Source organism: Shimazuella kribbensis DSM 45090, from assembly GCF_000428065.1.
In the GTDB taxonomy this organism is placed as follows: domain Bacteria; phylum Bacillota; class Bacilli; order Thermoactinomycetales; family Thermoactinomycetaceae; genus Shimazuella; species Shimazuella kribbensis.
Map to the genome: position 1 here is coordinate 1 of NZ_ATZF01000045.1, position 1,725 is coordinate 1,725.

A 1,725-nucleotide genomic window follows, 5' to 3' on the forward strand; every position below is an offset into this window, starting at 1 on the left:
GTATCCATAGGTTGCTTTCACACTGCCATTTTCATCAGTCAGCATTTCTACATCGACATCGGTGTTGTACTGGTAGTAGGAATGCTCCCCTGTGTCTTGCTTCATCATCGACAGTAAAAAGGGTTGCTCAAAAATGAACAACCCTTTTTATGTTTATCCTCTATTTACTTCTTATCTATCAACCTAAAAATCTTCGATTGTTAGGCTTCTCCATAGGACAGTAAATGAAAATTAATGTCCAACTTTAGTTCTGCTAATATATTTAACATACTAGAATTCATAGAAAATCCCATTTGTCCGAAATCCGATCTTAAATAACAGTCTATCATTACTTGACTGTAATACTTTCGAAGCGAGCTAATGTAATCACGATACGGATAAAGATCTTCTAATAAAGCATATAACTGTGATAATTCATCCTTATCTTGAGATGTTATTTCTTTTTCATAAGACCAAACATTATCTTGAGATTTCTTTTTTGAAACAGATAAAAGTTCACCTTTCTTAATTTTTTTCGTCGGTGCTAACAATAAATTTTGTTCTATATGGTCAAAATCTACAACTAAACCTCTTATACTAAAAACAAATTTACCGCGGATCTCCATTATTAGTCTCCTAACATTTTCTTTAGATCTTTTGCGTGCTGCAATAACTCCTTATACGAAAAATTATCACTAGCTTTCATATTCAATTCATACTTAATGTCATGAATATACTCCCCAAATAAATTTCTATCAATACCTACTTCTCTAGCCGCATCATTTACCATCTTCAAATCTCTCTTTGCTGCAAAAGTCTGTAGGTCAAGTTTTAATGGTTTTACAGATGTTTGGGGCTTTAATACTTTCCTAGAACTAATCTCACTAGTTGTCAGCTTAGAAGTCGGTTTAGAGACCCCCGATGTTAATATTTTAATCCCTGCACCAGCAAATCCAAAACGCATGAGTACTGCACCAAGGAGCAATTCATCTCCAGGTAATGGATCATACAGCGCTATGCCCAATGCTACTGTTGCATATACAGCTTGTACATTTCTTATGGTTCTTGGAGACGGTTTGATACATCCTCCCGATTTATTATTCAACGTTCCACCACATTTCGCTGGTGGCTTCGCTACTGGTTTTGGCTTCGGTTTTGCTTTCGCTTTTGGCTTTGGTTTGGGCTTCGGCTTCTTATGATTCCTTGCCTGTACGGAGTTGCTATGCTGGTTGGCTCGTTTCATCTGGGACTTGCTTGCTTTCTTCCCTTTTCCACTCGGATGATATAGTTGTCCCGTTGCTGCTACATACATTTGGACTGCATCTCCACCGTCATCCCCATTGTACAAGGGAATATGTCCGTCTTGGTCCGAGAAGTCTACGGGATTTCCACCTGCATACGAATACAGGTTATTCGTCATCGTGTCCATGACCAAGCCTTTGTTGGCTACCGAATCATTATAGGAGTCGGGGGACAAGAAGCGTCCTAAGCTTGGGAAGTAGTCTCGGAATCCGAGGTCATAGGACTGCGTGTTGGCATCCCAGCGCTGTCCTCCATAACGATAATCGTTATAGGCTGCTTTATCTGGCTGAGCAGAATCAGGCTTATCTACCCCCGTAAACATTGTCAGATCGTCTTCACCATATGGATTGTATCCATAGGTTGCTTTCACACTGCCATTTTCATCAGTCAGCATTTCTACATCGACATCGGTGTTGTACTGGTAGTAGGAATGCTCCCCTGTGT

Annotated in this window: 2 protein-coding genes; both read right to left on the minus strand. The window is 39.7% G+C overall.

Translation table 11 applies throughout. The annotated features are described in order from the left end of the window. Positions 1–200: 200 nt before the first annotated feature. Complete coding sequence (locus A3GQ_RS0121085; protein WP_028778715.1) at positions 201–605, minus strand: DUF4279 domain-containing protein; 405 nt, start codon at positions 603–605, stop codon at positions 201–203. Between the two features lie 2 nt (positions 606–607). Beyond that, positions 608–1,725 (minus strand): RHS repeat-associated core domain-containing protein (locus A3GQ_RS25235; RefSeq protein ID WP_037465802.1); only part of this gene is annotated, 1,118 nt, incomplete at its 5' end.

Coding starts and splice junctions, on each gene's coding strand:
- A3GQ_RS0121085 (WP_028778715.1), bottom strand. CDS start 605: ATGGAGATCCGCGGTAAATTTGTTTTTAGTATAAGAGGTTTAGTTGTA.